This is a genomic window from Streptomyces sp. NPDC107581, assembly GCF_055657175.1.
The window spans coordinates 242359-261285 of record NZ_JBVKBH010000011.1; the positions used below are offsets into that span (position 1 = coordinate 242359).

An 18927-nucleotide genomic window follows, 5' to 3' on the forward strand; every position below is an offset into this window, starting at 1 on the left:
TGGCCGCCATGACAGCTGACGCACTGACGGACGTCGCCGGAGTACGGGTGGGCCACGCCTCCCGCAGCGGGGACGGCTGGCTCACCGGCACCACGGTCGTCCTCGCTCCGGAGGGCGGCGCCGTCGCCGCCGTGGACGTCCGCGGAGGCGGCCCCGGCACCAAGGAGACCGACGCCCTCGACCCGCGCAACGTGGTCCAGAAGGTAGACGCCGTCGTACTGACCGGAGGCAGCGCGTACGGGCTCGACGCGGCCTCCGGGGTCATGGCCTGGCTGGAGGAGCAGGGGCGCGGGGTGCCGGTGGGGGCGGATCCGGCGCATGTCGTGCCCGTGGTCCCCGCCGCCTGCGTCTTCGACCTGGGCCGGGGCGGGAACTTCCGTGCCCGCCCGGACGCGGCGATGGGCCGCGCGGCGATCGAGGCGGCCGCGGCGGGCACACCGGGTGCAAGGGTGCCGCAGGGGTGCGTGGGGGCCGGTACGGGGGCCGTGGTGGGCGCGATCAAGGGCGGGGTGGGCACCGCGAGCACCGTCCTCGACTCGGGGATCACCGTGGCGGCGCTGGTGGTGGCGAATGCCGCGGGGTCGGTGGCCGACCCCGGAACCGGTGTCCTGTACGGGGAGTTGTTCCAGGGGCGTGTGCAGTACCCGCAGGAGCGTGTGCACGAGGCCGCGCGCCGGCGCCTTGCCGAGTTGGCCGCGAAGGGCGCGCCCCCGCCGCTCAACACGACGCTCGCGGTGGTCGCGACCGACGCGGACCTCACGAAGGCGCAGGCGCAGAAGATGGCGGGCACGGCGCACGACGGCATCGCCCGCGCCGTGCGGCCGGTGCACCTTCTGCACGACGGCGACACGGTGTTCGCGCTGGCTACGGGGGCGCGCCCGCTCGACGGCGGGCATCCGCTGGCGCTGAACGACCTCCTGGCGGCCGGCGCCGACCTCGTGACGCGCGCGATCGTACGGGCCGTGCACGCCGCGGAGTCGACCGAGGGGCCGGGCGGAGTGTGGCCGTCGTACGGGGAGTTGTACGGGCAGCCGCGGGCGCACGGCGGCTGAGGCGGCGGCCCGAGGGCTCCTCGGAGGAGCCCTCGGAGTGTCCTGGAGGAGCTTCCGGCACTTCCCGGAGGAGCCCGCGGGTGCCCCGGAAGGGCCAACGGGGCGTGCCGGAGGGGCTTCCGGGGCTTGAATTGTCGCGGTTCTGTCACGTGATGGCGTTCACGGGCCGAGGAGGGAACCTTCCGAGGGGCCGGTGCCCTCTTTCTTCACGCACTGGAACGGATCACGCACATCACACGAACCTGGAGCAGCCCGTGACAACGCCGGACATTACAGCGCGGCGCGCACTGGGGGCCTGTGCCGCCCTGATGGTCGGCGCCCTCACCCTGACCGCCTGCGGCGGCAACGCCAACGCCACGAACGACGACGGCAAGGGCGGCGACGCCTCCCCCAAGACGTCGACGGCGAAGATCGCGATCTCGGCCAAGGACGGTTCGACCGGGGCGTCCATCAACGCGACCGGAGTGAAGGTCAGCGGCGGCAAGCTGACGGACGTGAAGATGACCGTGGCGGGCTCGGGACAGTCCGTGCCGGGCGCGATCTCGGCGGACGGCAGCAGCTGGAAGCCGAAGCAGCAGCTGGAGCGCGGAACCAAGTACCAGATAGCCGCGACCGCGAAGGACGCGGGCGGGCACACGGCGGCGGCCAACTCCATCTTCACCACCGTCAACTCGGCCGGCAGCTTCATCGGCACCTACACGCCGGACGACGGCTCGACGGTCGGCGTGGGCATGCCGGTGTCGTTCACCTTCGACAAGTCGATCACCGACAAGAAGGCCGTGCAGTCGCACATCACGGTCAACTCCAGCAGTGGTCAGCAGGTGGTCGGGCACTGGTTCGGCGACCGGCGGCTGGACTTCCGGCCGCAGGACTACTGGAAGGCCGGCTCCAAGGTCACGATGAAGATCGACCTGGACGGGGTCCAGGGCGCGAGCGGCATCTCCGGCGTGCAGAAGAAGACGGTGTCGTTCACGGTCGGGCGTGCGCAGGTCTCCACGGTCGACGTCAACACGCAGACCATGACGGTGGTGCGGGACGGCAAGACGATCAAGACGGTGCCGGTGTCCACGGGCAGCCCGCAGCACACCACGTACAACGGGCAGATGGTGATCTCCGAGAAGTTCACCCAGACCCGCATGAACAGCCAGACGGTCGGCCTGGGCGGCGAGTACGACATCCCGGACGTGCCGCACGCGATGCGCCTGACCCAGTCCGGCACGTTCATCCACGGCAACTACTGGTACAACAAGGGCAACGCGCCCTTCGGCCGCGAGGGCACCAGCCACGGCTGCGTCGGCATGGCGGACGTGCAGGGCGCGCAGGGCGACACCACCGCCAAGTGGTTCTACGACAACTCGCTCATCGGGGACGTCGTGATCGTGAAGCACTCCCCGGACACGACGGTGGCCCCGGACAACGGGCTCAACGGCTGGAACATGGCATGGAGCGCCTGGACCGCCGGAAGCGCCGCCTGACCGGCCGCTTTTGACGGAATGTGAGGCCGCGCGGGAACATTTCGCGCGGCCTTCGCGTTTTCCCGTCATACGTTTTCTCGGTTCCTGGACATGATGTCCGACCGAGGGGCTACGGTATGCACCCACAAGGTGACATGCAGCAACGCCGGGAGAAGCCTTGAGCGTTCCGTACGAGACGGCAGCGTACGAACCAGCCGAGTCGCCCGAGTCTCCGGAGGAGCATCTCGCGCGACTCCTCGGCCGTGCCCTGAACTCCTTCGAGCTGCCCGACGAGGTGATACGGCGGCTCGACTGCGCACTGGCGCACGACAGTTCCCTGCACTCCGCCCACCACAGCGCGGGCCTGCACTGCGAGACGTACCGGCACACCTGGCTGCTCGCCGACGGCTCGGCGGTGACCCTGTGGGAGCTCGTCCACAACACCGCCGCGGGCGGCGACACGCATCACGAGGTGTACGTGGACAAGGAGGAGCTGCACGCCTCCACCGCCCGGCTCCCGCTGCCGCCGGACACCCCGGACTTCGAGCTGCCGCCGCTGACGCATCTGTCGGCGATTCCCGAGCCCCGGCACGTGTACGCCCCGGACGACTCGCCGGACCACGCGCGCCGGCTGCTGCGCCGCGCGGAGAACCCCGATCCGCCGGGCGCGGAGGTGGCGGCGCTGCTGGCGACCGCGTCCGCGCATCAGATCACCCAGGCGTTCGGCCGGCCCGGGCGGGCCGCGAGGGCGGGGCTGAGCTTCGCGCTGTACGAGCACGCGTTCCTGCTGCCGGACGGCCGGGAGGTCTCCCTGTGGGAGGTCGAGCACACGGCGACGCCCGACGGACGGCACATGTGCGAGGTGTACACGACGGCGGACGCGGCGCGGAACGCCATGGAGCAGCGCGCGGCGCGACGGGGCTAGCTCCCGCGGCTCCCGCCTCTCACCCGCCCCCCTTGCCCCTCGCCGCCGGGCCCTGTCGTCCGGATCATCCCGACGGCGCGGGTGCTGCACCGCGGAAGTTGCGCCGATGAGTTTCCGGCGGCTTCGTGGTCTATCCGTCGACGAAGGGAGCGCACCATGCGCCAGATCATCGTTTGCACGTTCCTGACACTGGACGGCGTCATGCAGGCGCCGGGCGGTCCGGACGAGGACGCCGAGAGCGGCTTCGAGTACGGCGGCTGGCAGAAACCGGTGGCCGACGACGAGGTCGGCGCGGCCATCGCCGGTTGGTACGAGCACTCCGACGCGATGCTGCTCGGCCGCAAGACGTATGAGATCTTCGCGTCGTACTGGCCGACCGCCGATCCCGACAACCCGTTCACCCACCGGATGAACAGCATGCACAAGTACGTGGCGTCTCGGACTCTGACGTCCGTCGAGTGGCAGAACTCCACGCTGCTGGAGGGCGACATCGCCGATGCCGTACGCAAGCTGAAGGCGTCCGACGGCGGCAACATCAACGTCGTCGGCAGCGGTGACCTCGCCCAGACCCTCATGCAGCACGATCTCGTCGACGAGTTCCGGCTGACCATCCATCCGGTGATCATCGGCACCGGCAAGCGGCTGTTCGCCGACGGAGCGATCCCCACTGCGCTGGAGCCGGTCAGCGTCTCGACGACGAAGGGCGGCACCGTCGTCGGCGTCTACCGGCCGAACGGCAAGCCCAGCTACGACAGCTACTAGGCGGTTTCGTCCGGGTCACCGAGCGGACCGGAGACCGTCCGGATACCGTGCCTGCGCAAACGGAACCGCCTGGCCGCGGCGGGAGTTCCGGGGCGCGGCGGAGCCTTCGGCGCCCTCTGCGGTCAGCGGTGGCCGAGTCGGCGGACCAGGCCCGCGAAGGCGTCCTGTTCCGCCGGGGTCAGCTCGACGGACTCCTGCGAGGGGCCGACCTGGGCCTGGTGCGGGAGGGCCGGGAGGACGGCGGAGCGCCATTCGGCGACGGCCTGGACACGGGCGCGGCGCAGCAGACGTGTCACCACGACGGCCCAAGCGACGCCCGCCGCAGTGAGGGCGGCCGCGCCGATCAGCTGAAGAGTCGAGACGTGCTCAGGCATGCGTTCCAGTAGACACCACGGTCCGGGACTTTGATCCCGGACCGTGACGTATCTCGCAGGTGGCGTGAACAACTCACAGCGCACCAAAGGGACAAGCGGTGATGGTGGGCCGTCAGGCGGCGATCGCCTGCTCGGTCCCCTTCGCCGCCGGGGACCCGCTCGCGGCGGGGTCGGTGGCCGTGGCCTCCGGGGCCGGCCTGCGCATGCCCTTGAGGATGACGACCAGAGCCGTGGTGACGCACACGCCGGCCGCGATGGCGATCAGGTAGAGGAACGGATTGCCGATCAGCGGGACCACGAAGATGCCGCCGTGCGGGGCGCGCAGGGTGGCGCCGAAGGTCATCGACAGGGCACCGGTGACCGCGCCGCCCACCATGGCGGACGGGATGACGCGCAGCGGGTCCGCCGCGGCGAACGGGATCGCGCCCTCGGTGATGAAGGAGGCGCCCAGCACCCAGGCGGCCTTGCCGTTCTCGCGCTCGGTCTGTGTGAAGAGCTTCCCGCGGACGGTCGTGGCCAGGGCCATCGCCAGCGGCGGGACCATGCCGGCCGCCATCACCGCCGCCATGATCTTCATCGCCGAGTCGCTCGGACCGGCGACCGCGATGCCGGCCGTGGCGAAGGTGTAGGCGACCTTGTTGACCGGACCGCCCAGGTCGAAGCACATCATCAGGCCGAGCAGGGCGCCGAGCAGGACCGCGTTGGCGCCGGTGAGGCCGTTGAGCCAGTCGGTCAGGCCCTTCTGGGCGGAGGCGATGGGTTTGCCGATCACGACGAACATCAGGAAGCCGACGACCGCCGAGGAGATCAGCGGGATCACCACCACCGGCATGATCCCGCGCAGCGCCGCCGGGACGCTGATCCTCTGGATCGCCAGCACCACCCCGCCGGCGACCAGACCGGCCGCCAGGCCGCCCAGGAAGCCGGCGTTGATGGTCAGCGAGATCGCGCCGCCCACGAAACCGGGGACCAGGCCCGGCCTGTCCGCCATGCCGTAGGCGATGTAGCCGGCGAGGACGGGGACGAGGAAGTTGAAGGACACCAGGCCGATCTGGAACAGCAGCGCGCCCCAGCTGCCCGTCTGGGTCCACACGAAGTGGTCGATGACCGACGGCGCCTTGTCGACCTTCCAGCCGCCGATCGCGTAGCCGAGGGCGATCAGCAGGCCGCCCGCGGCGACGAACGGGACCATGTAGCTCACGGTGTACCTTTGGCCAGACACTTGACCTGGGAGGGAAGGCTAGCAGTGGCCAAAGCGTCTTCCAAGTGGCAGTTGCACCCTGACCTACAACGGGCACTTGCCGAAGGGCGAACCTTCGAGGAGTGGCTTGGGGGCCGGCGGCCCTGCTGCTCATACGCCCGGATCACGCTGGACAAGCGGAACGAAGTCGGCGTTGGGCGTCAGCACCGAAACTGCGACGAGTTCGCCGAGCAGCACGGGTGCGCCGTCGTCTACCGGTACACCGACAACCACATCACCGCAGCAGACCCGGACATCGAGCGGCCGGCGTTCCTGCGACTGGTGCGCGATCTCCGCGCCCGCAAGGTGGAGGAGGGCTATCCCGTCCACGGCATCTTCGTGGTCGAGGAAGAGCGGGTGGTGCGGCTCCCCGAGGACTACCTGAAGCTGCACCGCGCGCTCACCGTGGACAATCGCGGCCTGTACGCCGTGACCGATACGAAGACCATCCTCGACGTGCACAGCGACGCCGAGATGATCCGGGGACTCCTCACCTCCGCCATGGGTGAGCGAGAAGTGGTCAAGGTCAAGCGTCGAGTCAAGCACAACGTCCGGGACCAGGCGCTAGAGGGGCACCCGACAGGGCCGCGCCGGTTTGGCTGGCTGGGGGCGGACGCCAAGGCGGGGCGCAAAGTCAACGAGAAGTTGCACCCCGAGGAGTCGCCGGTACTGCGGAAGGCTCTGGACATGGGGCTTGAAGGCAAGCACTGGTCGACCATCGTTGAGTACCTGGACAAGAGCGGGTTCCTCACCGTGCGAGGGAACCGCTGGTCGACTACACCCGTGCAGTACATGCTGACCAATCCCGCGCTGTGCGGCTACCGCGTGATCAACGGCGAGTTGGTACGCGACCGCAAGACCGGGGAACCCGTGAAGGGCAAGTGGGACACCATTTGCACGCCGGACGAGTGGCTGAAGATGGTGAGCCGCTGCCCCGTGTGGTTCAACCTCGATGGCGACACGGCCAGCACCCGCTACCGGGAGAAGGTCAGGCGGGAGGGGAAGAAGGACTATCGCGGGTTGGCCGAGGCGACGCGGCGTTTCTTCCTGACGAACCTGGCTCGCTGCGGCTACGTGGACGCCGAGGGCAACAGGTGCTACGCGAAGATGAAGGGCAACCCGCCCACCGGGACGAACAAGCAGGACCGGTACCGGTGCGGTGACCCTCGCTGCAACAAGGTCAGCCGTCGGGCCGACTACGTGGACAAGGCCATAGAGGCGCTAGTGATCAAGGTACTAGAGGACCAGTTCGCCGCGCTGGTACCGGACGAGCGTACGTGGTACGGCGAGGAGACCTTGAAGGCGCTGCTCGCCCAGCGCGAGGAGTACAAGCAGCTCCACAAGGACGGCAGGCTGACTGTTGCCGAGTACCTGGAGTTCCGAGACAAGGTCGATGAGCAGATCAGCGAGTCTCAGAAGGACCGGGACGAGTTCTATGCCGAGCAGGCCGCCAAGAACTTCCTCGCCGGGTTCACGCAGAAGAAGTGGAGGGACTTCGACATGCGGCAGCGACGCCAAGCCGCTGCGACCGTCCTTCAGGCCGTGATCATCCATCCGATTCCGGAAGGCCGGTCACGCAGCGCGGAGTTCGATCCTGACCTGTTGGAACCGGTCTTCCGAACGCCTCACTGAAAGAGGTCGCGCAGGATCTCAAGCTGCCCTTCGCCCAAGCGGGGGGCAGCTTTTGCGTGCTGTGCAGCCCACGCATCCAAGCGACGCATGATGGGATCTTCATCCTCGATGCGTGAGCGGTCTACTACGACGGAGGCGATCACAGCCATGGGGCCCCCTCCGTCTTCGCTCGTTCGGCTTGGGCGATGTCGTGGCGGACTTGGTTGGCTAGGAGTTCTTCGCCGGGGCGGTAGCCGGAGGCCAGGTACGCCCACGAGGAGTCGGTGACGAGGGTGGTGTTCTCGTCCGGGGCCGGGTGGCCGGCATGGGCGCGTGCTTGTTCGAGGCGCCAGGCGCGGCGTACGTCACGGAGGGCGCCGAGGGTGGTGGAGTAGGCACGGGATTTGGTGGAGAAGTGGCCCCGAAAGCCGAGCATGTGAGCCCACTTCCAGAGCTTGAGATCGGCGAACTCTGGCAGGTGGCCGAGGGCCCAGGCAGTGCGGATCATCTGGCGTATGTGCTGCTGCACCCTGAGGTCCTTGATGGGTTCGGCTTGTCCGGTGCCGTCGCAGTCGGTGCACAGGTCGCGGAAGTCGTCGGGGCCGCGTGTGTAGCCTCGTCCGCCACAGGGGCGGCACACCAAGGAGCGGTCTACGGTGCCGGAGCCTTCGGCGCTCTTGGTGGCGTACTTGGCGACGTATCCGGCGACCTTCGCGTCTGTGTACTCGGCAACCCTGGCGTCAGTGAGTTCGCCGTCCCCGAATGCGGTGATCTCTCGTACGTCGATGCGGTCGCCCCAGGTGATTTCGCGTTCGCCGATGGCGTCGGAGGCCACGGTGACCCGGGCGCGTTGGGCAGCCTCGTGTACGGCGTGTGTGAGGGCATCGAGGGTGGCCCAAGGCGGGGGCGGGGTGGTGTGGCCGTCGGGTCCGTCGAAGCGGATGACCGCGTGGAAGTGGACCAGGCCGCGCATTTGATACTCGGCGACCTTGGCGAAGGAGACACGCAGAGCGGCGTTCAGCGCCTTCTGCGTCATATCGAGATGAGCGGCGAGTTCGCGGCGGAGGTAGATGGTGAAGCGGCGCCACAGGTCCCCGGTGTGGGCGTTCCACAGCACGGCGCCCGTGTAGTCGTAGGTGGCTGGGTTCAGCGGCGTGCCCAAGGCCGGGTCATCCTCGCGGTGACGTTCACCGCAGCGACAGTCCAGCAGCTTGCCCGTGTTGGTGGTGGGGCGGTTGTGGACAGGGCCGAATGAGGGTGCGGTGAGGGTGACGAAGGCGCGCGGGTGTGTGCGGACCGATTCGGCGACGGTCTTGCCGCCGGAGAGTCCGGCCTTGATCAGGTGGTAGGTGTCAGCGGCGTAGACGCGGGAGCAGGCCGGGCAGCGCGAGGCGCGGCGGTTGCCGCAGGTGGTCAGCAGGCGGCCCGTGGGTTCGTCGGCGGTGGAATAGGCGCGCAGCACGGTGTTCGTGGCGGCGTCGAGGGTGGCCGTGTGGCCGACGAGGTTGACCGGGCGGGAGCAGCCGCGCACGTTGCGGACCTGCTCGACCACGCGGTCGAAGTCTTGGAGGTTGGCCAGCTCGACCAGGTCCCGCGCGGCGGGGCTGATGACGTGGCGCAGGTCCAGGAGGCGTGTCATGTTGTGGGGGTGTCCTTCCTGGAGTGAGGGTTGGGCGCCTGCGGGCAGCAGCGATTCAGTGCGCTCGGGCTGCTGCCCGCAGGCATAGGGGGGCCGAGCCCGGGTGCGGGCAGCGGTGCGAGGGGGTACCGGGAAGGCCGGCGGAAAGTCAGGCCGTGATGGCCGTGTGTAGGGCGGTGGCCATGGGGAGGCCGACGCCGAGTCGCCGCTTGAGCTGGGCGATGGTGATGGACTCGCCGTGTTCCGCTTGGTGGGTGTCCGCGATGGAACGGGCCTCGTTGAGCAGCGGCTCAGGCACCTTGACCGCAGGCGCCGAGGCAACCGCGGAATCGGGTACGGCCGGGCGAGGAGCCACCGGAGCCGGTTCGACCGGGGCCGGGGAGGGCGCCGGTTCGACGACCGGAGCGGCGGGGGCCGGTTCCTGTCTCGGGGCCGAGGCGACCAGGGCCGAGGCGACCACCGGGGCTGCGGCCGGTTTGGGCTCGTCCGCCGGGGCGGGTGCGTGCTCGTCGGCCGGATCCGGGACGGGTGGCGTGTCGGGGGTGGTGACGGTGTGGAAGGCCCGCAGGAGCTGGGGGCCGACCGCGCCCCATCCGAGCAGAAGCAGGGGTGCCACCGCGTCTACGGCGGCGCGGCCGTAGTGGCGGGCAGTGAGGGGTTCGGCGATGTTGAGGGCCAGGGTCAGCAGGCCGGAGACGTGCATGAGCCGGGTGGCGGCTTTCATCTGCTCGGGCGGGACGCCGTGCAGGGAGAGGTAGCGCAGGGCGACCAGGAGTCCGACCACCGACAGGTCGACCATGGGGGCGATCAGGGGTGCGATGGGGGCGGGGACCCCCAGGCGCAGGGCCAGGGCCCAGACGTTGCCGAAGGAGAAGACGAACGCCAGCAGGGCGATCACGCCCATGACGACGGTCACGGTCCGCTGAGTGATCCGGTCCTCACTCATAGAGTGTTCACCTCCTTCCACATGCGTTGCTGTTGCGGGGTGCTGGGGTCAGGCCGCTTCGGGGGTGCCGTCGGCGGGGTCCGGCTTGAGGAGCAGGACGCGGCGCACGTCGCCGCCGGGGAGCTGGCCTATGAGCAGGTCGGCGGGATCGCGCGTCAGGTGCGCGGTTTCCTCGGCGATGCGGCGGGCGTCAGCGGCGGACACATACGGGGTGCGTACGCGCAGGAAGCCGGGGCGGTCGTCGTGCTTCATCGCAGCGACGCCGACGTAGGCGGGGTTTTGGAGGTTGGTGGGGTTGGCGTCGGGCCAGTTGCGGATGTCGTCGCCCAGGGCGGCCACGGCGGCTTCGGCGGTCTTCTGCGCGAAGGACAGGCCCACGGGGCACACGTCACGGATAAAGGTGGGGATGGCGTCGCCCGTGGCCTTCTGCGTGGCCAGGATCACCACGATGCCCACGGACCGGCCCTTCTTCACCAGGTCTTCCACGAGGCGGGCGTTCTCCGCCGCCAGCGCGGCCAGTTCCTTGGACCGCTTGTCCGAGCCCCTGTGTTCGCGGAAGTAGGTGTGCGCCTCGTCCACGATGGCCACGACGAGCGGCCATTGTTCACTCGGGCCGACCTCCCAGAAGTTGGTCACGCCGAGCACGGATTCAATCGAGGTGGACCGGGCACTACGCAGGTTCACCAGGCGCTTGAAGATGGCGTTGGCCTCCCCCAGGTCATCCCCCGCGAAGGCGAACATGCGCTTGGACAGGTAGGCGTAGTCACCCTCACGAGCGGTCGAGACCTTGCCGTCCACGGTCACGAACTGAATCGCGGGCGAGGGCGCCCAGTCACAGACCAGACGGTTGATCAGCGAGGTCTTCCCGTAGCCGGGCAGGCCGGCCACAGTGATGCCAGGCACGTTCGACAGGTCCACCCTGACCGGCTGGGCGTACTCGTCCACCCCGACATGCCAGGTCGGCACATCGGCCGGTACCGCGCCCGTCGGCACGTGCTTCGTCTTGGTGCGCAGGGGGTCCGTGCGCACGCCACGGATGATGACGCGGCCGGGTCCGTCAGGAGTGACGGAGACCCGTTCACAGCCCCAGGCGTCGGCCAGGTACGGAGTGGCCTTCTGGAACTCCGCCAGACTCACCTTCGGCAGGCACTTCGCCCGAGCCACGACGCCGAACCGGTCCGGCTTGACCTTGAGGGCGGGGATGAGAACACGGGGCCTGGGGGCCTTGCCGTCGGTGTTGGCCAGCGAGGCAAGGGCGGTGGGCATCTTGTCGGTGACCGACAGCCCCGCCATCTGAGCCAGGCGCTTCCAGCCCCGACGGACCCGTACGGCCTGCCGGATGCTGACCCTCATTTCCTTGTCCGCCCGTATATAGCGGACGACCCAGACGACCGCCCACAGGGCGATCAGGGCCAGGGCGGCCCCGGCCGCAGCCGAGGCGAAGCCCATTACTTCATTCACGGTCACTTCGGGTTGTCTTTCGTTTCGTGGGTGTACAAGAAGCCCGCAAGGGCCCTCTCCAGGTCCGACCAGTCGTAGACGTTCTCCACCGGCGGGTAGCCGCAGCCGACGAGCACGGCGACCACGGACTTGATCAGCCCCTCGGAGAACCGCTCATCCGGCCCGGCGTGAACCAGGGGGTAGGACCGGCAGTGGTGGCACAGCGAGGGAGCGAGGCAGAAACGGGGTTCGCCGCCGCTCATGCGGCCAGGTCTGCGGGCTCGTCGACGACCGGCGCAGCCGGGGCGCCCAGTTCCAGGGAGGCCGCACGGTAGGCGATGCCCTGCGAAAGCTGGCCGTTGAAGATGTTCGCCCACGGGGTGGCGAACAGCTCCACCAGCCGCACCTGAGCGCCGGGCATGAGGCCGTTGGGCAGACCGTCCTTCGCAACGGTGATCTTCAGCGCCTCGGCCCGCTCGTCCTCCATCAGGAAGACCGTCAGCGTGTAGAGCGTCTGTCCCGTCTCACGGTCGGTGGCCAGGGTCGTCTTCTCCTGATCCGTGTACTTCGGCACCGGCATCGTGCCGACCATGAACCGGGTCGACTCGAGCAGACCAACGCGAATGCGCGCCATGGGGGAACTTCCTTTCGATCATGGGCCAGTAGTTCCGGCCGCACCACTACGTAACCACAGACCTGATACAGATGCAACACTTGCATGCCCGTGTGTATTGATACACCTAGGCCGCAGGGGTGCCGTAGGTGTATCGCCGAAGAGGGGGAGCGCCGTATCCTGCGAGCATGAGACTGCCGCTCGAAGACGACTCCCGGCCGCCTTACATCCAGGCCGCCGAGGTGCTGCGCCGGGAGATCAGCACCGGCCGCCTCAAGCCCGGCGACAAGCTCCCCTCAGCCCGTGTGCTGCAAGACCGCTACGGCATCGCCAGCGGGACCGTGCAGAACGCGCTGCGGCTACTCAAGAGCGAAGAGCTGATCTACAGCGTTCAGGGCCGGGGCAGCTTCGTACGCAACAGTGCCGGCACACCCATGGAGGGCGCGGCGGGCGAGGAGAGCCAGGAGGTGGAGGCCGAAGCCGCCGACCACGCTCCCGACCCCACCCCGGAATCCCTCGCCGCCGATGTCCAGGACCTGAAAGCCGCCGTCAAGCAGCTTGAGGCCACTGTGACTCACCTCGTTGCGCTGGTGCAGGCGCAGCAGTCGGGGAAATAGCCTCCGCCATCTGCCTGACCATCGCATCCAACCGGGCAACCGTCGCGCACAGGTCGGTCAACTCCGCATCCAGCGTGGCGATTTCGTGCTCGGTCATTTCCTGTTTCCCCACTTCGCTTCCGTGCCTGTCCCGCGCCGTCCATCCCACCGACCACGAATCGCCGGAGTCGGGTAAACCACGAACCGCATGCCTGACCCGACCAGCAGGGGCACCGGTCCCACGGTCAACTCCCACCACCCGCACAGACGCCGGTTCGGTCGGGCGGAACCCTTCTTCCGCAAACCCACCACCGCACATGACCCGTACCACCTCCTTTCGCTCGTCATCGGCACGCCCACAAGGATCCGGAGAATCCCCGGTTTTGCTAACCGGCGATCGTCGGCTATGTTTCGCCGCTCACCAGCCGCACCCAATTCACAGGAATCACCCATAGAGGTGTCCTTTCGGGCCTGGCGCGCCCTCTCTGCTGTGACCCGGTTCACCTGTCGTACTCCCATCCGTCAAGCACTGCCGGACTCTCCGGCATGACCGGAAGCAGATCAGCGAAAGCGGACACCTCCCTTTCGGCGAACCACCCCAGTCGTCTGCTACAGGTGCCGAAAACTTCCCGCGTGTGACACATGTGAGGCACGCCACAGCCGCCGCGATGCTCTGTGGACCGTGGACCCGGGATCGAGACCGAGCGGGAGCACACGACAGACACCCCCCTGTGGATAACTATCCGCGCGATGAACGGCTCCGCCGCAGGCAGCACGGAATAGAGGATGTCCCTTGCGGCACAAGGGGTTTGCGGAGCAGCAAACAGTCTGACCAGAAAGCGGCGGACAAAGCGAAACGCGGGAATTCCCTTCATGGAAGTAGCTTCCGACAATGACCCTGTGGATAGATTCCGGCGACCGGCGAGACAGATAATGGCAAACCGGCACCAAGCGGAGTGGAACATGTGAAATCCGATGCGAAGCGGGGGCAAGCAGGGGCTCGAGCGCGATGGGCGAGGAGCCAGCGCCGGAACCATCCGTCGGACGCGGCCAACGCGGCGCAGCAGCGGAGCTGTTACGAGTTTCTTTACTGGATCAAGGGCGGCCCGCTTGCGCGGACCGCCGCGCGCTGGCGGCGGAAACCGCCGCCCGCTCCTTGTCTACGCCACCGCTACGCGGCGGCCGCCACTCAGCGCGCAACATCAAGCAGCGTGACGACCGGGGCCACGGAGCAACCCCACCAGCCGCAGCGGCACCACCAGGTCGACCCGGGCGGAAACGACCACGCAGGCACCACGACCAAGCCCACGCGGCCAGCAGCCAGCTCGACGGATTCCGCAGTGCCCTCCGCAGCCACCGAGCGCAACGGCCAGCCGGGGCATCCCCCGTGACGAGAATGGATAGCGTGGCCGAGGCCGGCGGGGGGGTTGCTGGAGACACACGTGACGGGTGCTCGTTCGGCACACCCGCCGTCGTGGCTGACTTTCGGTGGCTCAGGTCAGAACTGGGATTCTGTCGACCAGACCGCAACAGTGACCCTCTCAAACTCGGCAATAAGGAAGGGGGGTTGCAGTCGCACCCGCATTCGAGCACGCCGACCACCCCGGTACCATCGGCACCGGGGTCCTGAACAGGGCTTCCGGACCGGACCACCCGCAATGCTGTCCAGGCTGAGGGGTGGTCCGGTCTCTTGTTGTGGTCGGCGGTCGCCGCGCGCAGCGCCGACGAAGTGAACCCGTGAGGGCTCAGCTCAGGGCTTTGCCAACTTCGTAGATCGTTGGCCTGTCTTCGGGAGCATGGCTGAGCATGGCCCCGATCAGTTCGCCCAGCTCACCGGGCACCTTCACAGGCCGCCGTTTGCCATCTGCCACGGCCCTTCGCTGCACGGGGCGAGGTGCGTCATCCGGGTACTCGACCGCCCGCCAGCCTGTGGCCGAGATGAGGAGCGACGCGCCCAGCGCGTAAATGTCGGCTTCCTGCGTGGGCTCTGCCTCTCCTGTCGCAAGCACACTGGCTGCAATCTCCGGCGCCTCGTAATGGACGAGGCAGCCGCGGAACGGAAAGTCGTACCCCTCCGGCACACGACCGCCATGCGCCAGGGCCAAGTCGATGAGGTGCGTCCGTTCCGGACCGATGATGAAGTGCGCGGGCTGCACGTCGCCGTGGGCCCAACCCTTGCCGTGGAGTTCGGCCAGCGCCTCCACACACCCCAAAGGCACAGTGGGGTGCGGTTCGATGCGCGAGTCCGGGCCACGGCAGAGCTCCCACAACTGGTAGAGGTCCGGTCCTTCGCGCCACGGCTGGAAGTTCCAGGTGCCACCCTCCCATTCGCCGTACGCGAAGTCGTTGAACCCGAGGCGATGCAGCACGGCACCTTCGCGTGCAGGTGCGAGCGCCGTCCAGGGCTGGGCTGGCCAGTCGGCCGTTGCCTCGATCGGATATCCGACCTTCACGGCGTAGTGACCCCGAGGGCTTTCGACCTCCCAGACCATGGAGCCCCGGCGATTGAGGATCAAGCGTTGAGCCGTGGGCATGAGTGCGTCGAGTACGACGATCGGCAGTTGAGGGGGTGTCCCGGACAACGTCTGTTCTCCTTCCGGGCGACGCGGCCAACCACCGTGCCGAGGCCGGCCGCGTCGCTGGTGTCCTGTCGCTACGCCTGACCGTACGGTCGACCGCAGTCCGAATCGCACTGTGCGAGGTTCGTGCCGTTCACGGTCCAGAGGTCGTCGAAGACCATGAACCCGGCAGCCTTCATCGCGTGCGCGGACGCGGCGACCTTCTCCGGGTCACGCGCCCCTCCGCCCGGCTTCGGGTTGTGGTGGAGGAAGCGGCCGGCGAACCGCTCGCACAGCTCGGCGTACTCCTTCGTGTGCAGGATCAGCGCGTGCAGACCAAGGTCCACGTCGTCCGACGGGACCATGGGCACGGTGGCGGTCGCTGCCGTGACCACGAAGGCCACCGACTGGTCCGCGATCCGCTCGGCCCGCTCGCGCGTCTGCCCGTTGTGGACCACCACGAAGTGCGCGAGGCTGTCGAACAACTCCTCACCAGCCACCGCGCGACCGGTCCTCTGATCGTTGGCCGTTGCCGTCATGCGAATACTCCTTGAGTGTCGCTGTGCTCTGGCACTTACGCCCGCGTCGGTCGCCCAGGCATGGACCACGGACTACCGGAGGGCTTGGAAGGCTGCCCCGAACGGGGAAGGGGGAGCCGGGGAAATGGCACCCCGTTCGGGGCAGCCGGTCTACTGACTGGTACCGAGGGCCATGCCGATCACCAGGCCACAGGACCCGCTGATCATGATGATGAACAGGACCCCCGCATACCGACCGATGGCGCGCATCACAGGCCGTCCCGGCTGTTGCCGTTCTTGATGGCCAGACGGGTGGTCAGCTCCTCCCGCGCCGTCAGCGCCACCACGTTGTCCGGCAGGGCGTCCCACTCAACGCCGCCGCCCACGCGCCTTATCTGCACCCGAGCGCCGACCTCACCCATGACGACGCCGATTCGTCCACTGGCGGTGTCTTTCGCCAGTTCGCCGATGCCCGGTCTGGTCTGCTGGTTGCTCGCCATGGAAGGAGCATCGCGGTCCAAGGGGGGCGCCCATAAGGTCAGGCTGATTACCCAACTTGGGTAACATCGCTGCAAGTAGAGACCCATCGACGTTGCGTAGCCCTCGCAGTGGGGAGCGTGCCAATGCCTGACGCCGAACGACCGCAAGAGCTGCCCGCAAGGCTGCTCACCGATCCCGAGATGATCGACGCGTGTCGGCTCAGGGATTTCTCCCGAGTCTTCCGGCTGGTGAAGACGCGGGCAGGCATCTTCCCGTCGCTGATCGCCCGGCGATGCGACCTCACCCCAAGTCGGGTAGGCGAAGTCATCGCGGGGCGACGGCAGTTGCTGCACATGGACGTGGTGGAGCGCATCTCTGATGGCCTGCGCCTCCCAGGACACATGCTTGGTCTCGCCCGGCGCCCCTGGGAGACTCCTCAAGCCCTTGCCGTGACCGAGCGAGAGGCGCCGCAGTTGCCGGAGCCGGAGCAGCAGACGGCTGCTTCTCTGCCAGGCCCGGATGTGGACAGCATCCTTGCGCTTGCCGCCCGAACCAGCCTCAACCCGAGCACACTTGAAGCCTTCCGCTCCTCCATCGAGGACTACTGGCGCCGCGACGACCAGCACGGCGGCGAAGCCTTGAGGCCGGCCATCGTCGGGCAGCTCCGATACGTCGTAGGGCTCCTGAAGGACAACCGGCAGCCATCCATTCAGAACCACCTGTATGGCATCGCGGCCGAACTGGCGCGTCTGACCGGCTGGACCTACTTCGATGCCCGCCAGTACAGCCAAGCCCGCGCGTACTTCACCGAGGCTCTGAAACTGGCAAAGGAGATCGACGACCGGCAGTTCATGGCCAACGTGCTTGCCTGCATGAGCTTGCAGGCGACCTACCAGGACAAGCCTGTCGACTCACTGGCCCTCGTGACCGCCGCCCAGGACCAGGCCCGTTCATCCCAGGTGACGACACCGCGCGTTCTCTCGATGCTGTCCATGCGCGAAGCCTTCGCCCATGCCACTCTCGGAGACCGGGACGCCACGCACCAGGCGATCAAAGAAGCTCACCGCCATTTCGAACAGATCGAGGCGAGCGACCCGGACCCGTCATGGGTGACCTACTTCGATGAGCCGAAGCTCATCGTCGACACCGGCATCGCTCACGGTCGGCTGGGCGAGACAACGACCGCTGAACCACTGATCGCAGACGCACTGCGGCGAGAAGACCACACGAAACAGCGCGGACGGGCGTTTCACACGTTCTGGCTCGCTCGTACGCAGTTGGACCAAGGGAAGCTCGATCAGGCGTGCCACACGGCCACGCAGGCCCTGGCGCCCGCGTCGGCAGTTGCCTCAGAGCGAGTCACCGGCCATCTGCGTGAGTTCTACAACCAGTTGGCCCCACACAGGCAGGAGCCCGTAGCCCTGGCCTTCGAGGCGCGGCTACGGGAACTCCTCCCACCGGTCAGCGGATCCCTTCATCCATAAGCAGGTACAGCAGGCCCACGAGGGAACCACTGCTGACGACCTCACGACGGTCGATCATCCCCCGCACCTCTGAGAGCGGGATCCACTCGATGCGGTCGGACTCGTTCTTCTCGGTGGGAGGCCCGTCGTAGGTCGCACCGTTCACACGGAAGACGTGGTGCTGAGAGTCAGTGATCCCGTTGGCCGGCTCGGCGTAGATCAGAGGCTTGATGGGACCGGGCCGCCATCCCGTCTCCTCCAGCACTTCACGAGCCGCCGCTTCCTCTGGAGTCTCGCCTTCCTCCACGAGGCCCATGGGCAGCTCCCAGGCCCACGAGTTCGTGATGAAGCGATGGCGCCACATCATCAGGACCTCTTGACGATCGTTGACCACGGCGGCCACGGCCAGGTGCCGGAGTCGAACGACGTGGTACTCCCACCTGCGCCCGTCCGGCTGTTGGACATCAACCAGACATAGGTTCACCCACTTGTTGGTGTAGATCTGTCGCTCACCGTGGGTCTTCCACTCCATACCTGCGGCCCCTCTCGCGTCGGCCTTCAGGATCTCAGACCGACAGAGCGAGCAACACGGGTGAAGTCCTTTTATGTCACTCCGACGAGATTATTCCACAATGCTGCCCTAGAGGACGCATACCAGGACGAACCAGACCTTATGAAGGCGTCGACAGAGCAGTTCCAGGAGTGGCGTTCACGCGGAGACAGGTTCAGGAAGGGGACTACGCGGTCTCATGCAACGTCGACCTCGATACGAAAAAGTCCGAACGCCAGCCCCTCGGACCAGGCCCGGACGCTCTCGCACATCCCCGCTGGCCACTTCAGATCCAAGGACCATCGGACACCGATAAGACGGCACTCGGCCACGCTCACGCCCACGAGGTCGCGCCAATGTCATTGACGCCGGCGACCAGTAAACGATTGCGCAATTCGTGAAGTGTGGGAATCGGCCATGGACCACGGACGGTGCACCGTCCTCAACGGGCAGGGGTGCAAGACACGCGACAGGGAATGAACATACGATCTACCGACTTCGCCTCGATGAAGCAAGGGAGAGAGTGCGACGTGAGACTGATAGCCCTAGGGGAACTCGGCATCGGCATTCTAATGCTTTTGTCCTCATTTGTTATGGCCATGATCGTCGTCCGGGAATTCGCCCGCACGGCTCCTGCCGCAGCCAGGCACAAAAGATCCGATGAACTCCGCAAGGAAAGAAGCGAACAGCTTCTTATGGCGATTCG

18 protein-coding genes and 1 pseudogene are annotated in these 18927 nt (G+C 67.6%); 7 read left to right on the forward strand and 12 right to left on the reverse strand.

Annotation, left to right across the window (positions count from 1 at the left end):
• Positions 1 to 8 precede the first annotated feature (8 nt).
• The 4 genes from ACZ7P3_RS27610 to ACZ7P3_RS27625 all read left to right on the forward strand — a co-directional run bounded on the left by ACZ7P3_RS27610 (position 9) and on the right by ACZ7P3_RS27625 (position 4193).
• A complete protein-coding gene (locus ACZ7P3_RS27610; RefSeq protein ID WP_472085741.1) occupies positions 9 to 1052 on the forward strand; it encodes a P1 family peptidase in 1044 nt (347 codons plus the stop codon).
• Between the two features lie 254 nt (positions 1053 to 1306).
• Positions 1307 to 2527, forward strand: a complete 1221-nt coding sequence (locus ACZ7P3_RS27615; protein WP_472085742.1) for a L,D-transpeptidase — start codon at positions 1307 to 1309, stop codon at positions 2525 to 2527.
• A 157-nt stretch (positions 2528 to 2684) separates the two neighbouring features.
• Positions 2685 to 3431: a DUF6227 family protein gene (locus tag ACZ7P3_RS27620; RefSeq protein ID WP_472085743.1), complete on the forward strand. Its 747-nt coding sequence runs from the start codon at positions 2685 to 2687 to the stop codon at positions 3429 to 3431.
• A gap of 156 nt (positions 3432 to 3587) precedes the next feature.
• On the forward strand, positions 3588 to 4193 hold the full coding sequence (locus ACZ7P3_RS27625) for a dihydrofolate reductase family protein (protein ID WP_472085744.1): 606 nt from the start codon (positions 3588 to 3590) through the stop codon (positions 4191 to 4193).
• Between the two features lie 122 nt (positions 4194 to 4315).
• Here the strand turns inward: ACZ7P3_RS27625 and ACZ7P3_RS27630 are convergent, their stop codons facing one another.
• Positions 4316 to 4567 (reverse strand): hypothetical protein, encoded by a 252-nt coding sequence (locus ACZ7P3_RS27630; RefSeq protein WP_472085745.1) that lies wholly within the window; start codon positions 4565 to 4567, stop codon positions 4316 to 4318.
• 112 nt (positions 4568 to 4679) lie between these two features.
• Positions 4680 to 5768 (reverse strand): annotated as a pseudogene (locus tag ACZ7P3_RS27635) (PTS fructose transporter subunit IIC); the annotation flags it as partial.
• Between the two features lie 45 nt (positions 5769 to 5813).
• On the opposite strand from ACZ7P3_RS27635, the gene ACZ7P3_RS27640 reads away from it, so the two are divergent.
• Positions 5814 to 7439: a recombinase family protein gene (locus ACZ7P3_RS27640; RefSeq protein ID WP_472085746.1), complete on the forward strand. Its 1626-nt coding sequence runs from the start codon at positions 5814 to 5816 to the stop codon at positions 7437 to 7439.
• Here ACZ7P3_RS27640 and ACZ7P3_RS27645 read toward each other — a convergent pair.
• The 6 genes from ACZ7P3_RS27645 to ACZ7P3_RS27670 all read right to left on the reverse strand — a co-directional run bounded on the left by ACZ7P3_RS27645 (position 7433) and on the right by ACZ7P3_RS27670 (position 12077).
• Positions 7433 to 7588, reverse strand: a complete 156-nt coding sequence (locus tag ACZ7P3_RS27645) for a hypothetical protein (protein WP_472085747.1) — start codon at positions 7586 to 7588, stop codon at positions 7433 to 7435. The two genes, ACZ7P3_RS27640 and ACZ7P3_RS27645, sit on opposite strands and share 7 nt — an antisense overlap.
• Entirely contained in the window at positions 7579 to 9057 is a 1479-nt protein-coding gene (locus ACZ7P3_RS27650) for a replication initiator (protein WP_472085748.1), read from the reverse strand. Before ACZ7P3_RS27650 ends, ACZ7P3_RS27645 begins: the two co-directional genes overlap by 10 nt.
• Before the next feature lie 148 nt (positions 9058 to 9205).
• Complete coding sequence (locus tag ACZ7P3_RS27655) at positions 9206 to 10003, reverse strand: DUF2637 domain-containing protein (RefSeq protein ID WP_472085749.1); 798 nt, start codon at positions 10001 to 10003, stop codon at positions 9206 to 9208.
• 48 nt (positions 10004 to 10051) lie between these two features.
• Positions 10052 to 11464, reverse strand: coding sequence for an FtsK/SpoIIIE domain-containing protein (locus ACZ7P3_RS27660; protein WP_472085750.1), 1413 nt, complete (start codon positions 11462 to 11464; stop codon positions 10052 to 10054).
• A 2-nt stretch (positions 11465 to 11466) separates the two neighbouring features.
• Positions 11467 to 11706: a hypothetical protein gene (locus tag ACZ7P3_RS27665; protein WP_472085751.1), complete on the reverse strand. Its 240-nt coding sequence runs from the start codon at positions 11704 to 11706 to the stop codon at positions 11467 to 11469.
• Positions 11703 to 12077 carry an SCO3933 family regulatory protein gene (locus tag ACZ7P3_RS27670; RefSeq protein WP_472085752.1) on the reverse strand — a complete coding sequence of 125 codons (375 nt, stop codon included), beginning with the start codon at positions 12075 to 12077 and terminating at the stop codon, positions 11703 to 11705. The genes ACZ7P3_RS27665 and ACZ7P3_RS27670 overlap by 4 nt, the downstream gene beginning before the upstream one ends.
• 167 nt (positions 12078 to 12244) lie before the next feature.
• Between ACZ7P3_RS27670 and ACZ7P3_RS27675 the strand changes: the two genes are divergently transcribed.
• Complete coding sequence (locus ACZ7P3_RS27675) at positions 12245 to 12673, forward strand: GntR family transcriptional regulator (protein ID WP_472085753.1); 429 nt, start codon at positions 12245 to 12247, stop codon at positions 12671 to 12673.
• Between the two features lie 1724 nt (positions 12674 to 14397).
• Here the strand turns inward: ACZ7P3_RS27675 and ACZ7P3_RS27680 are convergent.
• From ACZ7P3_RS27680 to ACZ7P3_RS27690, 3 genes are all read right to left on the reverse strand, one after another.
• Positions 14398 to 15234, reverse strand: a complete 837-nt coding sequence (locus tag ACZ7P3_RS27680) for a protein kinase family protein (protein ID WP_472085754.1) — start codon at positions 15232 to 15234, stop codon at positions 14398 to 14400.
• Positions 15235 to 15305: 71 nt separating this feature from the next.
• Positions 15306 to 15749, reverse strand: coding sequence for a glycine-rich domain-containing protein (locus ACZ7P3_RS27685; RefSeq protein WP_472085755.1), 444 nt, complete (start codon positions 15747 to 15749; stop codon positions 15306 to 15308).
• Between the two features lie 248 nt (positions 15750 to 15997).
• Complete coding sequence (locus ACZ7P3_RS27690) at positions 15998 to 16228, reverse strand: hypothetical protein (protein WP_472085756.1); 231 nt, start codon at positions 16226 to 16228, stop codon at positions 15998 to 16000.
• 123 nt (positions 16229 to 16351) lie between these two features.
• Between ACZ7P3_RS27690 and ACZ7P3_RS27695 the strand changes: the two genes are divergently transcribed.
• Complete coding sequence (locus ACZ7P3_RS27695) at positions 16352 to 17692, forward strand: hypothetical protein (protein ID WP_472085757.1); 1341 nt, start codon at positions 16352 to 16354, stop codon at positions 17690 to 17692.
• Here ACZ7P3_RS27695 and ACZ7P3_RS27700 read toward each other — a convergent pair.
• Positions 17670 to 18203, reverse strand: coding sequence for an NUDIX hydrolase (locus tag ACZ7P3_RS27700; RefSeq protein WP_472085758.1), 534 nt, complete (start codon positions 18201 to 18203; stop codon positions 17670 to 17672). The genes ACZ7P3_RS27695 and ACZ7P3_RS27700 overlap by 23 nt on opposite strands.
• Positions 18204 to 18927 lie beyond the last annotated feature (724 nt).

What these genes read in the sequence shown, in the direction of transcription:
- ACZ7P3_RS27645 (WP_472085747.1), bottom strand. Translation starts at nt 7,588, where the DNA reads ATGGCTGTGATCGCCTCCGTCGTAGTAGACCGCTCACGCATCGAGGAT.
- ACZ7P3_RS27670 (WP_472085752.1), bottom strand. Translation starts at nt 12,077, where the DNA reads ATGGCGCGCATTCGCGTTGGTCTGCTCGAGTCGACCCGGTTCATGGTC.
- ACZ7P3_RS27610 (WP_472085741.1), top strand. Translation starts at nt 9, where the DNA reads ATGACAGCTGACGCACTGACGGACGTCGCCGGAGTACGGGTGGGCCAC.
- ACZ7P3_RS27675 (WP_472085753.1), top strand. Translation starts at nt 12,245, where the DNA reads ATGAGACTGCCGCTCGAAGACGACTCCCGGCCGCCTTACATCCAGGCC.
- ACZ7P3_RS27630 (WP_472085745.1), bottom strand. Translation starts at nt 4,567, where the DNA reads ATGCCTGAGCACGTCTCGACTCTTCAGCTGATCGGCGCGGCCGCCCTC.
- ACZ7P3_RS27685 (WP_472085755.1), bottom strand. Translation starts at nt 15,749, where the DNA reads ATGACGGCAACGGCCAACGATCAGAGGACCGGTCGCGCGGTGGCTGGT.
- ACZ7P3_RS27690 (WP_472085756.1), bottom strand. Translation starts at nt 16,228, where the DNA reads ATGGCGAGCAACCAGCAGACCAGACCGGGCATCGGCGAACTGGCGAAA.
- ACZ7P3_RS27695 (WP_472085757.1), top strand. Translation starts at nt 16,352, where the DNA reads ATGCCTGACGCCGAACGACCGCAAGAGCTGCCCGCAAGGCTGCTCACC.
- ACZ7P3_RS27650 (WP_472085748.1), bottom strand. Translation starts at nt 9,057, where the DNA reads ATGACACGCCTCCTGGACCTGCGCCACGTCATCAGCCCCGCCGCGCGG.
- ACZ7P3_RS27625 (WP_472085744.1), top strand. Translation starts at nt 3,588, where the DNA reads ATGCGCCAGATCATCGTTTGCACGTTCCTGACACTGGACGGCGTCATG.
- ACZ7P3_RS27700 (WP_472085758.1), bottom strand. Translation starts at nt 18,203, where the DNA reads ATGGAGTGGAAGACCCACGGTGAGCGACAGATCTACACCAACAAGTGG.
- ACZ7P3_RS27655 (WP_472085749.1), bottom strand. Translation starts at nt 10,003, where the DNA reads ATGAGTGAGGACCGGATCACTCAGCGGACCGTGACCGTCGTCATGGGC.
- ACZ7P3_RS27665 (WP_472085751.1), bottom strand. Translation starts at nt 11,706, where the DNA reads ATGAGCGGCGGCGAACCCCGTTTCTGCCTCGCTCCCTCGCTGTGCCAC.